We start from the raw sequence: 16,929 nt of genomic DNA on the forward strand, positions 1-16,929 counted from the left end.
GGGGGTACCCGCGCGCCTCGCGGCCCGTGCCCGGACGAGTCAGGACGCGGGCGACATGCCCGCGGTCGGGTCCTGCGCCGTCGGCTCCTGCGCCCGCCCGGGCGCCTGCTCGGAGGCGGTGTGCCCGACGTCCGCGTGCCGGCGCGTCGGCCACCAGAACGCGCGCCCCTCGAGCGCGGACAACGCCGGGACCAGCAGCGGGGCCATGAGGAACGCCGCGACGACGATCCCCACCGCGACCCCGAACCCGAGCTCGGCCAGGTTCGCGATGCCCGTGAGCATGAGCGAGGCGAACGTGCAGGCCAGGATGATCCCGGCCGCCGCGGCCGTGGGCGCGTCGTGCGTGATCGCGGTGCGCGCGGCCTCGCGCGCGCCGGCCCCGGCCCGGTACTCCTCGTGCATGCGCGCGGCGATCAGGATGTTGTAGTCGGTGCCGATCGCGACGACGAACAGGTACAGCACGATCGGGATCGAGAAGTCGATGCCCCCGTACCCCAGGGCGTGCAGGTAGAGCAGGACCACGGCGCCGAGCGTCGCGGTGAAGGTCAGGGCCACGCACACCAGCAGGTTGACCGCCCCGAGCAGCGCGGTCAGGAGCAGGCCGAGGATCACCACGATGATGACCGCGGCGATCGGGAAGACGCGCCCGGTGTCGGCGCGGAGCTGGTCGCGCACGTCGACGAACGCGGACGTCTGGCCGCCCACGTAGACCTCGGCCCCCGGGACCGACCCGTGCGCGGCCTCGCGCAACGGGCCCTCGACGGTCGCCATGGCCGCGCCGGAGTACGGGTCGTCCGCGAGCACCACGGTCACCAGGGCGGCCGTGCCGTCGGTCGTGACGGAGGGCGGGGCGACGGTCGAGACGCCGGGCACCGCGGCGAGGTTCGTGGCGAGGGTCGTCAGTGCGGTCGGGTCCAGCGGAGCGGACCCCACGACGTAGACCTGCGTGGGGCTCAGGGCACCGGCCGGGAACGACGCGTCGAGCGTCGTGTAGGCCTGGCGCGAGGCGGTGCTCGCGGGGAGCTCGTCGAGCGTGTCGTACGTCGCCTGGTAGCCCGAGGCGAACAGCGTCAGGACCACGAGCACGGCGCCCACCCCGAGCGCGGGCACGACGGGGCGGCGCGCCGTGAACCTTCCCACCGCCGCGAACGGGCTGCGCGCGGGCTCGCGGCCAGGACCGAGCGGCCAGAACAGCGACCGGCCGAGCAGCGCGAACAGGGCGGGGATCAGCGTCAGCGCGGTGAGCAGCATGACGGCCACGGCCACGATCAGCCCCGGCGCCAGCGTGCTCAAGGACTCGAGCCGCGCGAACAGCAGCGCCGCGAACGCGCCGATCACGGTCAGTGCCGACGAGGCCACGACGCGCCCGACGACCCCCACCGAGACCTCGAGCGCCTCGCGGTGCGTCTCGCCGCGGCGCAGGTGCTCGCGGTAGCGGAACAGGACGAACACGATGTAGTCGGTGCCGACGCCGAACAGGACCACCACGAGGATGGGCTGCAGGGTGTCGCTCACCTGGAAGTCGAGCAGGTCGGCCAGCAGGGCCGTGAGGCCCGTGACGACCGAGAGCACGACGCCGATCACGACGATCGGGATCACCGCGATCAGGGGGCTGCGGAAGACGAGTCCCAGGAGCAGGACGATGAGCAGCACGGTCGCGATCGTGATCGTCCGCTCGGCGCTCGCGTAGGCCGAGGTCGTGTCGACCTGGATCGCGGCGTTGCCCGTGAGCGCGCTCGTGAGCCCGGTCCCCGCGAGCGCCTCGTCGGAAGCGGTCCGCAGCGCCGGGACGGCGTCGTCGACGGCCTCGTCGCCCGGCTGTCCGTCGAACGCGACCGACAGTGCCGCGGTCAGCCCGTCCGTCGAGAGGGACTGCGGGGTCTCCTGCACCGAGACGACGCCGGGGATCGCGTCGGTGCCCAGCGTGGTCGCGAGTCCCGCGACGGTGGTCTGGTCTGCGGCGGTCAGGGCCGCGCCGTCGTCGCGGACGACGACCAGGCTGCCGGTGGCCCCGGACTGCGCCGGGAAGCTCGCATCGCCCGCGGCCTGGGCCTCGACCGACTCGAAGGTGCTCGGCAGGAACGACTGCTGGTTGCCCGTGGTGTAGTCGTCGAGGCTCGGCGCGAACACGATGACTGCGGCCGCCAGGACGATCCAGCCGATGACGCGCCACGGGTGAGCGATCACCGTTCGAGCGATGCTGCCGAACATGGGCGTGCCTTCCCCTCGGGAGGATCCCGGGTACTCGACCTCTCAAGGGTGGCACCGGCGGATGGGCACGACAACCGGGGGAGCCCGGGGACCCCCGGGGCCCCCGGGCGCCCCCCGGGTCAGGGTCCGGCGGGCCCCTCGAGGAGCGCCGCACGGATCGCCTCGACGCCGATCCGCACCTCCTCGAAGCTCGTGGACAGCGGGGACAGGCCGAGCCGCAGCCCGTCGGGTCGGCGGAAGTCCGGGACGACGCCCTGCTGCCACAGCCGCGGGACCACGCGCTCGAACTCCGCATGGTCGATCGTGACGTGGCTGCCGCGCCGGTCCGCGTCGCGGGGTGAGGCGACGGCGACCCCGAGCGGGACCAGCAGCTCGTCCACGAGGTCGAGCGCGAGCTCGGTGAGCCGGACCGACTTGGCCCGCACACGCTCCGTCCCGGCGTGGGCGAGCAGGTCGAGCATGTCCTGCATCGCGAGCATCCCCACGACCGCGGGCGTCCCGCTCAGGAACCGCCGCACCCCCGGGTGGGGTGCGTACTCGGGGCCCATCTCGAACGGCGCGGCGCTGCCCATCCAGCCCTGGATCGGCTGGGTCAGCGTCGCCTGCAGGTCCGCGCGGACGTAGCCGAACGCGGGGGACCCGGGGCCACCGTTCAGGTACTTGTAGGTGCAGCCCGCGGCGAGGTCGACGTCCCAGGCGTCGAGCTCGACCGGGACGGCCCCCGCCGAGTGGCACAGGTCCCACAGCACGAGCGCCCCGGCGTCGTGGGCGAGGCGCGTGATCGTCGCGGCGTCCGCGAGGTGCCCGGAGCGGTAGGCGACGTGGCTGAGCAGCACGAGCGCGGTGCGCGGCCCGACGGCGTCCGCGACCTGCTCGGCGGTCACGCCGCCGTCGTGGGCCGGTGCGATCCAGCGCAGGGTCGCGCCCCGCTCGGCCGCGACGCCCTGGAGGACGAAGCGGTCGGTCGGGAAGTTCCCGCTGTCGAGCACGATCTCGGTGCGGTCCGGGCGGGCCTCGAGCGCCGCGCGCACGAGCTTGTAGAGGATCACGGTCGTCGAGTCGCCCACGAACGTCTGGCCGGGCGCGGCCCCGAGCACGGTCGCCCCGATCCGGTCGCCGACGCTCAGCGGCAGCTCGTACCAGGACTCGTCCCAGCCGCGGATCAAGCGGGCTCCCCACTGCTCGGTCGCGAAGCGCGCCAGTCGGTCGGCGCTCGCGTGCGTCGGGCGCCCGAGCGAGTTGCCGTCGAGGTAGGCCACGACGTCGTCGGACGCGACGAACGCGTCCCGGAAGTGCGCGAGCGGGTCCGAGGCGTCGAGCAGGGCGGCGCGCTGCGCGGGAGTGCTCGTGCGTGCCTGCGGGGAGGCGGCGGGGGAGTCGGTCACGGGTGGGTCCTCCGGGGGGTCTCGAGGGCGAGCCCGGCGGAGCCGGGCCGGTGCGTGAGGTCGTCGGGGACGAGGACCGTGGCGCGTGCGAGCCAGGCGACGAGGTCCTCGGGGGAGGCGTCCGGACCGGGGGCTTCGCCGGGCACGTAGGTGAACGCCGCCCCCGTCGGGGTCGACGTCAGGGCGCGTAGCTGGCCGTCGGCCGTGAGGCCTGCGGCACCGAGCGCGAGCAGCTCGCGCGGGTCGATCCCCGCCGGGAGCGGGCCGTTGCCCTGGTCGGTGCCGTAGACGACCGTCCCGCCGGCCGCGGCGAACCGCGTCAGGTTGTCGATCGCGACGTCCTGCTCGCGGGTCGGGCTCGCCCAGCCGTGGACGTCGAGCGTGCTGATCCACTGCTGCGTGCGAGCCATCGCGCCGACCAGGTCGTCGGGCAGGCGTTCGCTGTACGGCGCGTGGGCCAGCCGGTCGATCCCGGCCTCGTGCGCGCGCCGGGCCTGCCCCTCGCCCTCGACGTGCGCGACGACGGGCCGACCGTGCGCGCGGGCCCGGGTGAGGATCGCGCCGAGGGTCTCGTCGTCGAGCTCGGGACCTGCGCCCGGGTGCAGCACGACCTTGAGGAAGCTCGCTCCCGCCGCGACCTGGCGGTCGACCGCGGCCACGGCACGTTCGGGGCCCGTGACCTCCTCGACCGCGCCGGGCGGGGCCCAGGACCGGTCGGACGGATACCCGCCGGGGGCCGTGAGGAAGGCTCCGGCGTAGCGGACGGCGGGCAGTCCCGGTGTCCCGGTCAGCCTCGCGAGGACCCGGGGGTCCCCGCCCAGGTCGTCGACCGCGGCCAGGCCACCCCGGCGCAGGGCCGCAGGGTCGACCAGGGCCAGGTGGACGTGCGCGTCGGTCAGACCCGGGAGCACCGTGCCCGCAAGGTGAAGGTCCGGCGCCGGATCCGCACCCCTCGCGGTCCGCAGGCCGCGCGCGGTGGCGACGAGCGCCGTCGGGCCCGACCACCCCTCGCCCCGCTCCCAGCGGGCGTCGACGGTGAGCCCGACGGCGCTCGCGGTGCTGTCGGCTCCGCCGGACCCCGCGCGGCCGCCCGTCACCGCGGGCCGATCTCGGTACGGACCGCGAAGAGCTCGGGGAAGAACGTCAGGTCGAGGGCCTTCTCGAGGAAGCCCACGCCGCTCGACCCTCCCGTGCCGCGCTTGGTGCCGATGATGCGCAGCACGGTCTTCATGTGCCGGAAGCGCCAGAGCTGGAAGTTGTCCTCGAGGTCGACGAGCTCCTCGCAGCTCTCGTAGGCGAGCCAGTCGGCCTCGGGGTCCTCGTAGATCGCGCGGAAGGTCTCGACGAGGTCCTCGTCCAGGGAGTGCGCCTGCGTGACGTCCCGCTCGAGGACCCTGGCGGGCACGTCGTGCCCGTGGCGCGCGAGGTAGCGCAGGAACTCGTCGTAGACGCTCGTCTCGTGCAGGAGCCGCTCGAGCAGGTCGTGCGCGGCCGGGTCCGAGGCGAACACCGTCAGCATGCGTGCGTTCTTGTTGCCCAGCAGGAACTCGACCGCGCGGTACTGGTGGGACTGGAACCCCGACGAGCTGCCCAGGAAGCCCCGGAACTGCGCGTACTCGCTCGGGGTGAGCGTCGCGAGGACCGACCACTGCTCGGTCAGCGTGCGCTGGACGTGCTTGACCCGGGCGATGCGCTTGAGCGCGGACTGCAGGTCGTCGGCCGCGATGAGCTCGCGGGCCGACGCCAGCTCGTGCAGGACCAGCTTGAGCCACAGCTCGGTCGTCTGGTGCTGGACGATGAAGAGCATCTCGTCGTGGTGGACGGGCGCGCTGACCGGGACCTGGGCGTCCAGGAGCGTGTCCAGGTGCAGGTACGAGCCGTAGGTCATGCGGTCGTGCAGGTCGGTCACGATGCTCGGCTCGAGGGGTCGCTCGTTGCTGGACGACGGCGTTGTCATGGATCGAGACTAGGGGGCCGCGGCGCCAGCGTCAGCGTTTCGTGCAGGCAGTCGTGCCGACGTAGGGTCGCCGGGTGACGAGCGGAACCGGGCGGGCGACGAACATCGAGGTCGCGTTCCTCGACGACCTCGCGGACGACGCGCCCTCGCGCGCAGAGCTGCTGCGCGCTCTGCGCGACGTCACGGGCGCTCCTGGTCAGGACGTGTTCTCGGCGTCCGCCGACCAGATCCTCACGCTCGCCGAGGCCGACCCCGACCGGCACGTGCTGGTCGTCCGGCGCGACGGCCAGGTCGCCGGGGTCGGCGTCCTGCACCCGGGTGGCGCGTCGGACGAGATGCTCGACCGGCTCGACGGCGCCCGCCCGCAGGACGTCGTCGTCTTCCGCGGCTTCCTCGTCGACCGGCACCACCAGGGGGTCGGGGTCGGGTCCTCGGTGGCCGCGGCGCTCCCGGCGCTCGTGGCCCGCCTGGCCGAGCGGCTCGGCAGGGGACCTTTTGCGTCGGTCGTCCTGGTCGTCGACGCGGACAACGCCGCCGGGCTGCGCGCCTACGCCCGTGCCGGGTTCGTCGACCGCGGCGCGTACCTCGACGCGGCCGGCCGGACTCAGCACGTCATGGCGCTCGCGGTCGTCTAAGCGGCGCTCGGGGCGTCGCCGTCGTCGCCTTCGTCGGGCGACCGGCTCCGACGGGACCGGGCGAGCGCGGCGTGACGGTGCTCACGTGGAGCCCTTTCGTGAAGCGCATCCGGTACGCCTGTCTTAGCCTGCACCCAGGGTCGGGCAGACGCCGTAGGAACCGTGACGGGAGTGCCTCATGACACGAGCAGTGGTGACCGGGGTCGGTGCGGTGACACCGCTGTCGTCGACCGCGCCGGGGACGTGGGGCGCACTGCTCCGCGGTGAGCAGGGGATCGGTGCCCTCGACGACGTGTGGGCCCGGGATCTGCCCGTGCGCATCGCGGCCCGCGTGGACGACGCGTTCGCCGACACCCTGAGCGTGCGGATCAGACGACGCACCGACCGCGCCGAGCAGCTCGCGCTCGTCGCGGGGCGCGAGGCCTGGGAGGACGCGGGTCGCCCCGACGTCGACCCCACGCGCCTGGCGGTGGCCGTCGGCTCGGCCAACGGCGGGATCGCCACGACGCTCGAGCAGAGCCGCGTGCTCCAGACCCAGGGGCACCGACGGGTCTCGCCGCACGCAGTGACCATGCTCATGGCCAACGGGCCCGCGGCATGGCTCTCGATCGACCTGGGAGCCCAGGCAGGGGCGCGGGCCCCTGTCAGCGCGTGCGCGGCGGGGCTCGAGGCGATCCTCATGGGCCGCGAGATGATCCTCGCGGGCACCGCCGACGTGGTCGTGTGCGGGGGCGTCGAGGCGGGGGTCCAGGAGTTCTCGATCGCCGCGTTCGCCCAGGCGCGCGCGATGTCGACGCGCAACGACGAGCCGGGGCGGGCGTCGCGCCCGTTCGACGCGGCCCGCGACGGGTTCGTCATGGGCGAGGGCGCGTCGATCGTCGTCCTGGAGAGCGAGGAGCACGCCCGCGCCCGCGGCGCGAGGGTCCTGGGCGCGGTCTCCGGCGCCGCGCTCACGTCCGACGCATTCGACATCGTGGGCGGCGACCCCGCCAACCAGGCGCGCACCGTCTCGCTCGCGCTGCGCTCGGCCGGTCTGGCGCCCGGCGACCTGGGCCTGGTCCACGCCCACGCCACCTCGACGCCCGTCGGCGACCTCAACGAGGCGGCCGCGCTGCGGGCCGCGCTGACCGACCCACCTCCCGTGACGTCGACCAAGGGGGCGACGGGGCACCTCCTGGGCGCCTCGGGATCGCTCGGGGTCGTCGTGGCGCTGCTCGCGCTGCGCGAGGGCGCCGTCCCGCCCACGCTCAACGTCGACGAGCTGGACCCCGCGGTCGACCTCGACGTGGTCCACGGCGTGGCGCGCCCGACGACGGCGCGCCACGCCCTGGTCAACGCGTTCGGGTTCGGCGGCCACAGCGCGAGCGTCGTGGTCTCGCGCGACTGAGCGGCGAGACGGGGTGAGCTGTGCCGGCCCGCGGGGACCGATGAGTTCGCGCACCGGGCGCGGTCCCCACCGCCGGAACCATCCGCGCAACAGCAGCAGCAGGAGGTCGGCCATGGGTCGGGTAGTCGTCGTGAGCTTCATCAGCATCGACGGGGTGGTCCAGGCGCCCCTGTCGCCCGACGAGGACCGCGACGGCGGCTTCGACCGCGGCGGCTGGGTCCCCCCGCTGAGTGACGACACGGTCGATGCGTTCATGCAGGCGGCGACGGTCGGCGCCGCGGGCATGCTGCTGGGGCGCCGGTCCTACGAGATCCTCCGGGACGCCTGGGCGCAGGCGGACGACTCCGAGCCGGCGATCGCTGCCATGAACCGCATGCCGAAGCACGTCGTCTCGTCGGCGCTCTCGCCCGCCGACCTCACCTGGCGAAACTCTCACCTGGTCGGCGCCGACCTGCCCCGCGTCGTCACGGACCTCACGGGCCGCTCCGAGGACGGCGATCTCGTCGTCCTCGGAGCGGCGACCCTGGTCCGCGCCCTGGCCGAGCACGACCTCGTCGACGAGTACCGCCTGCTGGTCTTCCCGATCGTCCTGGGGTCCGGGAAGCGCATGTTCGACGAGCGCGCCCGCCGGGCCCGCTTCACGCTGACCGAGAGCGTCGTCTCGCCTCGCGGGGTCGTCATCCTCACCTACGTGCGGGGTGCCTCCGACTGAGCAGCGGCTCGCCCGGCACCGAGCAGGTGTTCCGGGCGGCAGGCCTCACGCCCGGCGTCCCTTCCGCGTCGTGCCCCGACGCGGCTGCGGCCGCTGACCTCCGGCGCGCGGTGCCGCAGCGGGGCCTGCGGGCCCGTTCGGCTCGGTGCGCTCTGCCGCCGAGGTCCCCGGTGCGGGGCTGCCCGGCGCAGGGGCGCGGCGCGACCGCGACCCTTCCTGCCCGCCCGACGTCACGAGGCGTCCGATCACGAGCTGCTGCCCGAGCCCCCACAGCGACGACGTGGCCCAGTACAGGACGACGCCGACGGGGAAGCCCACGGCCACCACGGCCGAGACCGCCGGCAGCACGAACGCGAGCGTCCCCTGCTGCCGCGCGAGCGGGTTCGTGGGGTCGGCGGGCGGGTTGTTGCGTGCGCTGAACCGCTGGGTCAGGACCTGCGCGGCGTACATGAGGACGATCAGGACGGCGGGCACCAGGACCCCGGCCAGGCCGCCGGAACCGCCCAGCGCACCGGTCAACGTGCCGGACAGCGGGGCGCCGAGGAGCGTGGCGGCGTCGGCCTGGCGGACCAGGTCGCCCGTGAGAGCGCCGACGGGCGTCTGACGCCCGATCCCGGAGAGCACCGAGTACAGCGCGAACAGGACCGGCGCCTGGACCAGGAGGGGCAGGCAGCCCGCGAGCGGGTTCGCCCCGGTACGGGCCATGAGCTCCTGCTGCTCGCGTCGGGCCGCGTCGCGGCTCGCCGCGTCGGTCCTGCCGCGGTACTTCTCCTGGATGCGGCGGATCTCGGGGGAGGCCAGCCGCATGGCGCGCATGCCTCGGACCTGGGTCACCACGAGCGGGACGAGCAGGAGCTTGACGACCACGACGAGGCCGACGATCGCGAGGCTCCAGCCGGCGCCCCCGGCGGGGTCGAGGCCCAGGGCGGTCAGGGCGCTGTGGAGGTGGACGAGGATCCAGGCGACCACGAGCTGGAGCGGGTGGACGAGGGTGGAGAGGGCATGGGTGAGGGTGTCGAGGACGGGCACGGCGGACTCCTGCGGGACGGAGGGGAGGGGAGCGTGGAGCTCCCGCGCCGCGTCCGCAGCACCCGGGCCGGTGGACGGCTCAGGAAGGCTGGGGGGTCAGGCGGTGCGCGGGAGCGCGAGGGCTCCCGGTGCCCGCGGCCGTGGCCGTCCGGGCGTGGTGGGGCTGTGCTGGCGCACCGGTGCCGGCAGCGGCAGCGGCTCGGCCGCGACGGGGACCGTGAGGAGCAGCAGGACCGCCACGGCGACGCACGCGAGCGCGACGCCCAGGGCGCCCGCGGTCGCGGCGAGGGTCGCCGCACCGAGCAGGGAGAGCACGGCGCCGAGCGACGTGGTGCCCAGCGAGTGCCCGACGACGAGCGCCAGCACGAGCACGAGCGGCACCGTCGCGAGGGTCCGGGCCGCGGACGCGGCGGTCAGGTGGTCGTAGCGCTCACGCAGCGCCTGGGCCGTCCGCACGTCTCCACCTCCGACCCTCGTGACCTGGCGGGTGCCGTCCCGCGCGTCCGCCCAGACTAGCGCCCCACGGGGACGCGAGGGCGCCGGGGCAGGGCGCGCACCGTCCGGGCCCGGGGCTCGCGTGCTCCGATGTCGCACTGGCCAATCCCGTGCGATGCTCGCACAGACCGGAGACGTCCGTGGCGCGCTCGTCGCACCCACGGGAGCCGGTCGGCTCCAGAGCAGTCTCGCGCGTCGCCGTGCGGAAGGACGCGCCCGCAGCCTCGGGGTGCCAGGAGGCGCCCCGAGCCGTTCTCCGGGAGGTCTCATGTCCGAGCTGGTGATCGACAGCGGCGACACCGTCTGGGTGCTCGTCTCGGCGGCCCTCGTCCTGTTCATGATGCCGGGGCTCGCGCTGTTCTACGCGGGACTGGTCCGGCGCGGCAACGTGCTCGCCATCATGCAGCAGAACCTGGTGCCCATCGCCGTGATCACGCTGACGTGGATCCTGGTGGGCTACAGCATCGCGTTCAGCGACGACATCGGGAACGGGTTCATGGGCGACCTCGGGCTGTTCGGCCTCACGGGGCTCGACACGGCCCCGACGCCCGCGCTGCACGCCGTCGACGGCGACGTGGCCATCCCGACGCTCGCGTTCGTGGCATTCCAGATGATGTTCGCGATCATCACCCCGGCGCTCCTGACCGGCGCGACCGTCGGGCGGCTCAAGACCGTCGGCTGGGTCGTCACGCTCGCGCTGTGGTCGGTGCTCGTCTACCCGTTCGTCGCGCACTGGCTGTTCAACCCCGACGGCTGGCTCGTCGGGATCGGCGCCCAGGACTGGGCCGGCGGGATCGTGGTGCACGCCGCAGCCGGGGCCGCGGCGCTCGCGGTCCTCGTGGTCGTGGGGCGCCGGCAGGGCTGGCCGAGGGCCGGCTCGATCCCGCACTCGATCCCGCTCGCCGTCGCGGGTGCCGGGATCCTGTGGTTCGGCTGGTTCGGCTTCAACGGCGGCGGCTCGCTCCAGGGCAACGGCGTCGCGGCCCAGGCGCTGCTCAACACGCACGTGGCAGGGGCCGCGGCCATGGCCGCCTGGCTGGTCATGGAGCGTCTGCGCACGGGCAAGGGGACCGTGATCGGCGCGGTCACGGGCGGCGTCGCCGGGCTCGCGACGATCACGCCGTGCGCGGGCTACGTCAGCACGCTCTCCGCGCTGGTCATCGGCCTCGCCGCGGGGGTCGTGTGCACGTTCGCGCTCGGCCTCAAGACGGTCTTCCGGTTCGACGACGCCCTGGACGTCATCGCCGTGCACTTCGTGGGCGGCATCCTCGGTTCGCTGCTGCTGGGGCTGTTCGGGTCGCACGCGATCAACGCCGCGGGGGTCGACGGGCTGTTCTTCGGCGGGGGCGCCGACCTCCTGGTCGCCCAGGTGATCGCCCTGGTCGTCGTGATCGCGTTCTCGTTCGTCGTGACGCTCCTCATCGCGCTCGCGGTCCAGAAGACCGTCGGTCTCAAGGTGGCCCCGGGGCACGAGTTCGGGATGGACGAGGTCGAGCAGGGCGCGAACGCCTACACGCTGGGCCAGGTCTCGGGGCTGTCGGCAGCGGGCTCCGCAGGTGGGCCGGGCGGCTCCGGGACGCTCGCCGCGTCCGAGCCCCCGGCCCCCGGGGAGCCCGGCACCGCCGCACCGACGGGGGCTCCCGGCGCGGTCGTCCTCACCGCGACCTTCGACTCGGCGGACCTCGACACCCTCACGACCGCGCTCGAGGCCGAGGGAGCGTGGGCGATCCAGGTCACCGAGGTCGACGAGGTCGTCGCCGACCCGCCGTCGCTGCGGTTCCGCGAGTCCTCGCAGCGCCCGCGCTTCGCGCGCCGCCTGCGCGTCGAGCTCTGCGTGGCCCAGGCCGCGTCCCCGGCGGTCGTCGAGCTCCTGTCTCGCCAGACCGTGGGCCTGCGCACGCCCCTGCTCCACACGCTGGTCGAGGCCCCGCGAGCCTGACCTACGAGGTCGCGGGACGCCGCGAGCAGGACCGGCGGGACGACGTCCCGGCAGGGGACAATGTCCCCGTGGACCCGGACCCGATCGCACGCCTGCTCGCCTCCCCGCCCGACCTCCCGGTCCGCCACCACCTGGCCGAGCTCCTCGACGCGGTGCGCACGCGCGGCGTCGCGGTGCTCCAGGCCCCGCCCGGCACGGGAAAGACGACCCTGGTCCCGCCGGCGCTCGCGGGCATGGGTGTGGGCACGGCGTCCCACGACGCCGCCGGGGGCACCGCGGCCCACGGCGCCACCGGGGGCGCCGGCCTCGCCCCGCGTGCCGGGACGGCCCGCGTGGTCGTGACCCAGCCGCGACGGATCGCGGCCCGCGCCGCGGCGCGTCGCCTCGCGCACCTGCTGGGCGAGCCCGTGGGCCGCACGGTCGGCTTCTCGGTGCGCGGCGAGTCGCGCACGGGTCCCGAGACCCGCATCGAGGTGGTCACGACGGGCGTGCTCCTGCGTCGCCTGCAGCGCGACCCGGAGCTGGTCGGGGTCGACGTCGTGGTCCTCGACGAGGTCCACGAGCGTCACCTCGACGCGGACCTGACGCTCGCGCTGCTCGTCGACGTCCGGGCAACCCTGCGCCCCGACCTGGCCCTCGTCGCGATGTCCGCGACGATCGAGGCCGAGCGCACCGCGAGCCTGCTGGGCGACGGGTCGCCGGCCCCGGTCGTGGTCGCCGACGGCAGCCTCTTCCCGGTCCAGGAGGTGTGGGCCCCGGCGCCCGGGCCGCGGCTCGACGAGCGGGGAGTCCCGCGAGCCTTCCTCGACCACGTCGCGGCGACCGCACGTCGTGCGCTGGTCGAGCAGCCGGGCGACGTGCTGGTCTTCGTCCCGGGAGCCGGGGAGGTCGACGGCGTCGCGCGCCGGCTCGCGGGCGTCCCGGCCGACGTGCGGCCGCTCCACGGGCGGTTGCCCGCGCGCGAGCAGGACCTGGCGCTGACCCCCGGGCCACGTCGTCGGGTCGTGGTCTCCACGGCCGTCGCGGAGTCCTCGCTCACGGTGCCCGGTGTGCGCGTGGTCGTCGACGCGGGGCTCTCGCGCGAGCCGCGCACCGACCACCGTCGCGGGCTCGCCGGCCTGGTGACAGTGCGCGTGAGCCGGGCGGCGGCCGAGCAGCGCGCGGGGCGCGCCGGGCGCGAGGGGCCGGGCGCGGTCTACCGGTGCTGGTCGCCGGGCGAGCACGCCCAGCTCGTGGCGCACCCCGTCCCAGAGATCCTCACCGCGGACCTGGTCGCGTTCGCGCTCGAGCTCGCGTGCTGGGGCAGCCCCGACGGCTCCGACCTCGCGCTCCTGGACCCACCTCCCGCGGCCGCGATGGCGGTCGCGCGCGCGACCCTCGAGTCGCTCGGCGCGGTCGACCACGACGGAGCCGTCACGATCCGGGGGCGCGAGATCGCGCGCGTCCCGGCCGACCCGCGGCTCGCGCGCGCCCTGCTGGACGCGAGCGACGTCGTCGGGCCGCGGCTCGCCGCCGAGGTGGTCGCCCTCCTGTCCGACGACGTGCGCGCGCCCGGGGCGGACCTCGTCGCGGCCCTGCGGGACGCGCGCCGCGGTGGTCCCGCGAGCGGGTCCTGGCGGTCCCAGGCCGAGCGGCTCCAGGGTCTGGTGCCCGGAGGGGGCGCGCGCGGGGCGGGTCGGGGGCGTGCGGACCTGAGCCTCGACCTCGCCGTCGGGCTCGTGGTCGCGCTCGCGCACCCCGACAGGGTCGCGCGCCGACGCCCGAACGGGTCCACGTACCTCATGGCGTCGGGCACCGGCGCCGCGCTCCCGCCTGGCTCCCCGCTCGCGGGCTACGACTGGCTCGCGGTCGCCGACGCCGACCGCGGCGCGGGCCGGCGCGACGCGACGATCCGCTCGGCCGCACCGATCGACGAGGACCTCGCCTACGAGGCAGCGTCGGCGGCGCTGCGCGAGGACGAGCACGTGACCTGGACGGGCGGGAGGATCCAGGCCCGGCGCACCACGCGGCTGGGCGCGATCGAGATCGCCTCGCAGAGGATCGCCGACCCGCCTGCCGACCAGGTCGTCGCGGCGCTGCGGACCGGGCTCGAGCGCGAGGGACTGGACGTCCTGCCGTGGCGCGAGTCCGCGCACGAGCTGCGCCGCCGCCTCGACTTCCTGCACCGCGCCCTGGGAGCCCCCTGGCCCGACGTGTCCGACGACGCGCTCCTCGCGAGCCTCGACTCGTGGCTCGGGCCCGACCTCGCGCGGGTCCGCACGGCCGCCGACCTCCAGCGCCTCGACCTGACCAGCGCGTTGCGCAGGCTGCTGCCCTGGCCCGCGGCGGGCCGGCTCGACGAGCTCGCCCCGGTGCGCGTGGACCTGCCCGGCGGCAGGAGCGCGCGCCTGGACTACGCGGGCGACCAGCCCGTGCTCGCGGTCAAGGTCCAGGACGCGTTCGGCTGGCGCGCCACACCGCGCATCGCCGACGGCCGGGTGCCCGTGCTGCTGCACCTGCTGTCCCCGGCCCGGCGCCCCGCGGCGATCACCGCGGACCTCGAGTCGTTCTGGCGCACCGGGTACGCCCAGGTCCGCGCCGAGCTGCGGAGGCGCTACCCCAAGCACGACTGGCCCGAGGTCCCGGGCGCGTGAGCCGGTGCCCGTCCAGGACGTGAGGACCCGCGGCGGCGGCCCGTTCCTGCGGGCGGCCCGATGCCCGCCCGGCGGCCCCGGAGTACGCTGAGAGGGCGCGAGAGCAAGGAGGGGACCATGTCCGGCCCGAGCGAACCCAGACCCGTCGGGAACGTGCTCTGGCTCGCGCTCGGCTCGTTCGTCCTGGCCGTGCTCCTCGTCACGACCGGCGCCCCGGTCCTGCCGTTCCTGCTGCTCCTGCTCGCGGTGCTCTTCGCGGTGGTCGGCGGCACCCGCTACGTGCGGACCCGGCACACCCCCCGCCACCACGCGCCGCCCCGCGACGCGCCCCCGGGCCGAGCCTAGGCGGCCCCCACCGAGGAGGAACCGTGGGACTGCTGACCTACACGAGCAACACCTCGCTCGACGGCTTCGTGGCCGACGCGTCGGGCTCGTTCGCCTTCAGCTTCCCCGACGAGGAGGTGCTCGCGTTCATCAACGACCTCGAGCGACCCGTCGGGACCTACCTGTTCGGGCGACGCCTCTACGAGGTCATGGCCGTCTGGGACGACCCGGCCATGCTCGACGACCCGTCGCCCGGGACGCGCGACTTCGCGGCCCAGTGGCGCGAGACGGACAAGGTCGTCTACTCGACCACGCTCGCCGAGGTCTCGGCCCCCCGCACGCGCCTCGAGCGGACCTTCGACCCCCAGGCGGTCCGCGACCTCGTGCAGGGCGCCGACACCGAGGTCGGCCTCGGGGGCCCGACCCTCGCCGGCGCGGCGCTCGCGGCCGGGCTCGTCGACGAGGTCCGGCTCCTGGTACGCCCGGTCCTGCTGGGCGGTGGGCTCGCGAACTTCCCGCTCGGGGTGCGCACCGACCTCGAGCTCGTCGACGAGCGGCGCTTCGCGAGCGGGGTCGTGCACGTGCACTACCGCGTGCGCCGCTGAACCAGGTCCGCTCACCGCGGCGCACCCGTCGACCCGTGGCCTCCTCGCCGCGAGCCCCGCGGCCCGGCGCTCTCGGGCAGGCCCGCGCGCGGCGAAAGGGATCGAGAGCGACGGTCGGCGCTCTCCTCGACGGGCCGCCCCGGCCGGTCCCCTGAGAGGGTGGTGCCATGCGTGCACACCCCGAGGCCCGGACCGAGCGACCCCACGACCTGGAGGACCTCCAGCACCGCATCGCGAGCATGGACACCCAGGAGGTCGTCGACGAGCTGGGGCGGCTGGGCGACGAGCGGCGCGCGGTCGCGTTCCGGCTGCTGCCCAAGGGCCGGGCGGTCGAGGTGTTCGAGGACCTCGACCCGGCGATCCAGGCCGAGCTCGTCGAGGCGCTGCGGGCCGACTCGACCGCGGAGATCTTCGCGGCGCTCGACCCCGACGACCGGGCCTCGCTGCTCGACGAGCTGCCCGCCGGTGTCGCTGCCCGGCTCCTGGAAGGGCTCGGGCCCGACGAGCGGGCGCTGACGACCGCGCTGCTCGGGTACCCCGAGGACAGCGCGGGTCGGCGCATGTCGCCCCGGGTCGCCTCGGTGCGCCGCGGCACGACGGTCGAGGGTGCGCTCGACGCGCTGCGCCGGGCGGGGGACGACGTCGAGACCATCTACACCGTGCCCGTCCTGGGCCCCGGGCGCGTGGTCGAGGGCGTGGTCTCGCTGCGCCGGCTGCTCGTGAGCGACCCCGGCACCCCGGTCGAGGACGTCATGTCCCCGGCCGTGACGGTCGAGGCCACCGACGACCAGGAGCACGCAGCGAACGTCGTGCGCGACGGCGGGTACGTCGCGGTGCCCGTGGTCGACCACGAGGACCGCCTCCTCGGGGTCCTCACGGTCGACGACGCGATGCGCATCCTCGAGGCAGAGGACGACGAGGACTCGGCGCGCGTGGGCGGCTCCGAGCCCCTGCGCCGCCCGTACCTGTCGGTCTCGGTCCTCGGGCTCGTGCGCTCGCGCGTGGTCTGGCTCCTGCTGCTGATCGTCGCGGCGAGCCTGACGGTCGGCGTCCAGAGCTACTTCGAGGCCGAGCTCGACACGGTCGTGGCCCTGGCCCTGTTCATCCCGCTGCTCATCGGCACGGGCGGCAACGCGGGCTCCCAGGCCGCCACGACCGTGGTCCGCGCCCTGGCCGTGGGGGACATCCGGCGCGGGGACCTGCTGCGCGTCGTGGGCCGCGAGATGCTCACGGGCCTGCTGCTCGGCACGGTGCTCGCCGCGGTCGGGTTCGGCCCCGCGGCCTGGGTCGCGGGCGTCTCGATCGCGCAGGTCCTCGCCATCACGGTCGTGGGGGTGTGCGTGCTCGCCACGACGGTCGGGTCGAGCATCCCGATCCTGGCGCGCCGCGTGGGCATCGACCCCGCGATCGTCGCGGCGCCCTTCATCTCGACGTTCGTCGACACCCTGGGCCTGATCATCTACTTCTCGGTCGCCAAGGTGGTCCTGGGCATCTAGCCCGGACGGCCGCACGCGCGGCGTGGCCCCAGCGCGAGGCGAGCGGCGCCGTCGGGCCCCCGTTCCTTCCTGATGCCGAGCGCGGCCCGCGCGGATACGTTCACCCGTGAGGCGCGCGCGG

The 16,929-nt window shown here is 75.2% G+C and carries 14 protein-coding genes; 8 read left to right on the forward strand and 6 right to left on the reverse strand.

The window, feature by feature from the left end:
- Window positions 1-39 precede the first annotated feature (39 nt).
- The 4 genes from ASE27_RS14355 to ASE27_RS14370 all read right to left on the reverse strand — a co-directional run bounded on the left by ASE27_RS14355 (window position 40) and on the right by ASE27_RS14370 (window position 5,553).
- Window positions 40-2,211, reverse strand: a complete 2,172-nt coding sequence (locus tag ASE27_RS14355; RefSeq protein ID WP_056651792.1) for an MMPL family transporter — start codon at window positions 2,209-2,211, stop codon at window positions 40-42.
- 119 nt (window positions 2,212-2,330) lie between these two features.
- Window positions 2,331-3,596, reverse strand: coding sequence for a kynureninase (gene kynU, locus ASE27_RS14360; protein WP_056651794.1), 1,266 nt, complete (start codon window positions 3,594-3,596; stop codon window positions 2,331-2,333).
- Window positions 3,593-4,693: an amidohydrolase family protein gene (locus ASE27_RS14365; RefSeq protein WP_056651797.1), complete on the reverse strand. Its 1,101-nt coding sequence runs from the start codon at window positions 4,691-4,693 to the stop codon at window positions 3,593-3,595. Before ASE27_RS14365 ends, kynU begins: the two co-directional genes overlap by 4 nt.
- Window positions 4,690-5,553, reverse strand: coding sequence for a tryptophan 2,3-dioxygenase (locus tag ASE27_RS14370; RefSeq protein ID WP_056651798.1), 864 nt, complete (start codon window positions 5,551-5,553; stop codon window positions 4,690-4,692). The genes ASE27_RS14365 and ASE27_RS14370 overlap by 4 nt, the downstream gene beginning before the upstream one ends.
- Before the next feature lie 74 nt (window positions 5,554-5,627).
- Between ASE27_RS14370 and ASE27_RS14375 the strand changes: the two genes are divergently transcribed.
- The 3 genes from ASE27_RS14375 (at window position 5,628) to ASE27_RS14385 (ending at window position 8,287) form a co-directional block, all read left to right on the forward strand.
- Complete coding sequence (locus ASE27_RS14375) at window positions 5,628-6,188, forward strand: GNAT family N-acetyltransferase (protein ID WP_056651801.1); 561 nt, start codon at window positions 5,628-5,630, stop codon at window positions 6,186-6,188.
- Window positions 6,189-6,366: 178 nt separating this feature from the next.
- On the forward strand, window positions 6,367-7,575 hold the full coding sequence (locus tag ASE27_RS14380) for a beta-ketoacyl synthase (RefSeq protein ID WP_056651804.1): 1,209 nt from the start codon (window positions 6,367-6,369) through the stop codon (window positions 7,573-7,575).
- 112 nt (window positions 7,576-7,687) lie between these two features.
- A complete protein-coding gene (locus ASE27_RS14385; RefSeq protein WP_056651806.1) occupies window positions 7,688-8,287 on the forward strand; it encodes a dihydrofolate reductase family protein in 600 nt (199 codons plus the stop codon).
- Window positions 8,288-8,332: 45 nt separating this feature from the next.
- Here ASE27_RS14385 and yidC read toward each other — a convergent pair whose 3' ends face one another.
- Both yidC and ASE27_RS14395 read right to left on the reverse strand, forming a co-directional pair.
- A complete protein-coding gene (yidC, locus tag ASE27_RS14390; protein WP_056651808.1) occupies window positions 8,333-9,316 on the reverse strand; it encodes a membrane protein insertase YidC in 984 nt (327 codons plus the stop codon).
- 96 nt (window positions 9,317-9,412) lie between these two features.
- Window positions 9,413-9,772 (reverse strand): hypothetical protein, encoded by a 360-nt coding sequence (locus ASE27_RS14395; protein ID WP_056651809.1) that lies wholly within the window; start codon window positions 9,770-9,772, stop codon window positions 9,413-9,415.
- A 307-nt stretch (window positions 9,773-10,079) separates the two neighbouring features.
- Here ASE27_RS14395 and ASE27_RS14400 point away from each other — a divergent pair, with 307 nt between their 5' ends.
- The 5 genes from ASE27_RS14400 to mgtE all read left to right on the forward strand — a co-directional run bounded on the left by ASE27_RS14400 (window position 10,080) and on the right by mgtE (window position 16,808).
- The gene (locus ASE27_RS14400) at window positions 10,080-11,750 is read left to right on the forward strand and encodes an ammonium transporter (RefSeq protein ID WP_056651811.1); all 1,671 of its coding nucleotides are present in this window, start codon (window positions 10,080-10,082) and stop codon (window positions 11,748-11,750) included.
- Window positions 11,751-11,818: 68 nt separating this feature from the next.
- The gene (gene hrpB, locus ASE27_RS14405; RefSeq protein ID WP_200955953.1) at window positions 11,819-14,383 is read left to right on the forward strand and encodes an ATP-dependent helicase HrpB; all 2,565 of its coding nucleotides are present in this window, start codon (window positions 11,819-11,821) and stop codon (window positions 14,381-14,383) included.
- 117 nt (window positions 14,384-14,500) lie between these two features.
- Entirely contained in the window at window positions 14,501-14,728 is a 228-nt protein-coding gene (locus ASE27_RS14410; RefSeq protein ID WP_056651814.1) for a hypothetical protein, read from the forward strand.
- 23 nt (window positions 14,729-14,751) lie between these two features.
- Window positions 14,752-15,312: a dihydrofolate reductase family protein gene (locus ASE27_RS14415; RefSeq protein ID WP_056651816.1), complete on the forward strand. Its 561-nt coding sequence runs from the start codon at window positions 14,752-14,754 to the stop codon at window positions 15,310-15,312.
- 167 nt (window positions 15,313-15,479) lie between these two features.
- The gene (mgtE, locus tag ASE27_RS14420; RefSeq protein WP_056651818.1) at window positions 15,480-16,808 is read left to right on the forward strand and encodes a magnesium transporter; all 1,329 of its coding nucleotides are present in this window, start codon (window positions 15,480-15,482) and stop codon (window positions 16,806-16,808) included.
- The last annotated feature ends 121 nt before the right edge of the window (window positions 16,809-16,929 follow it).

Source organism: Oerskovia sp. Root918 (assembly GCF_001428945.1).
In the GTDB taxonomy this organism is placed as follows: Bacteria; Actinomycetota; Actinomycetes; order Actinomycetales; family Cellulomonadaceae; genus Oerskovia; species Oerskovia enterophila.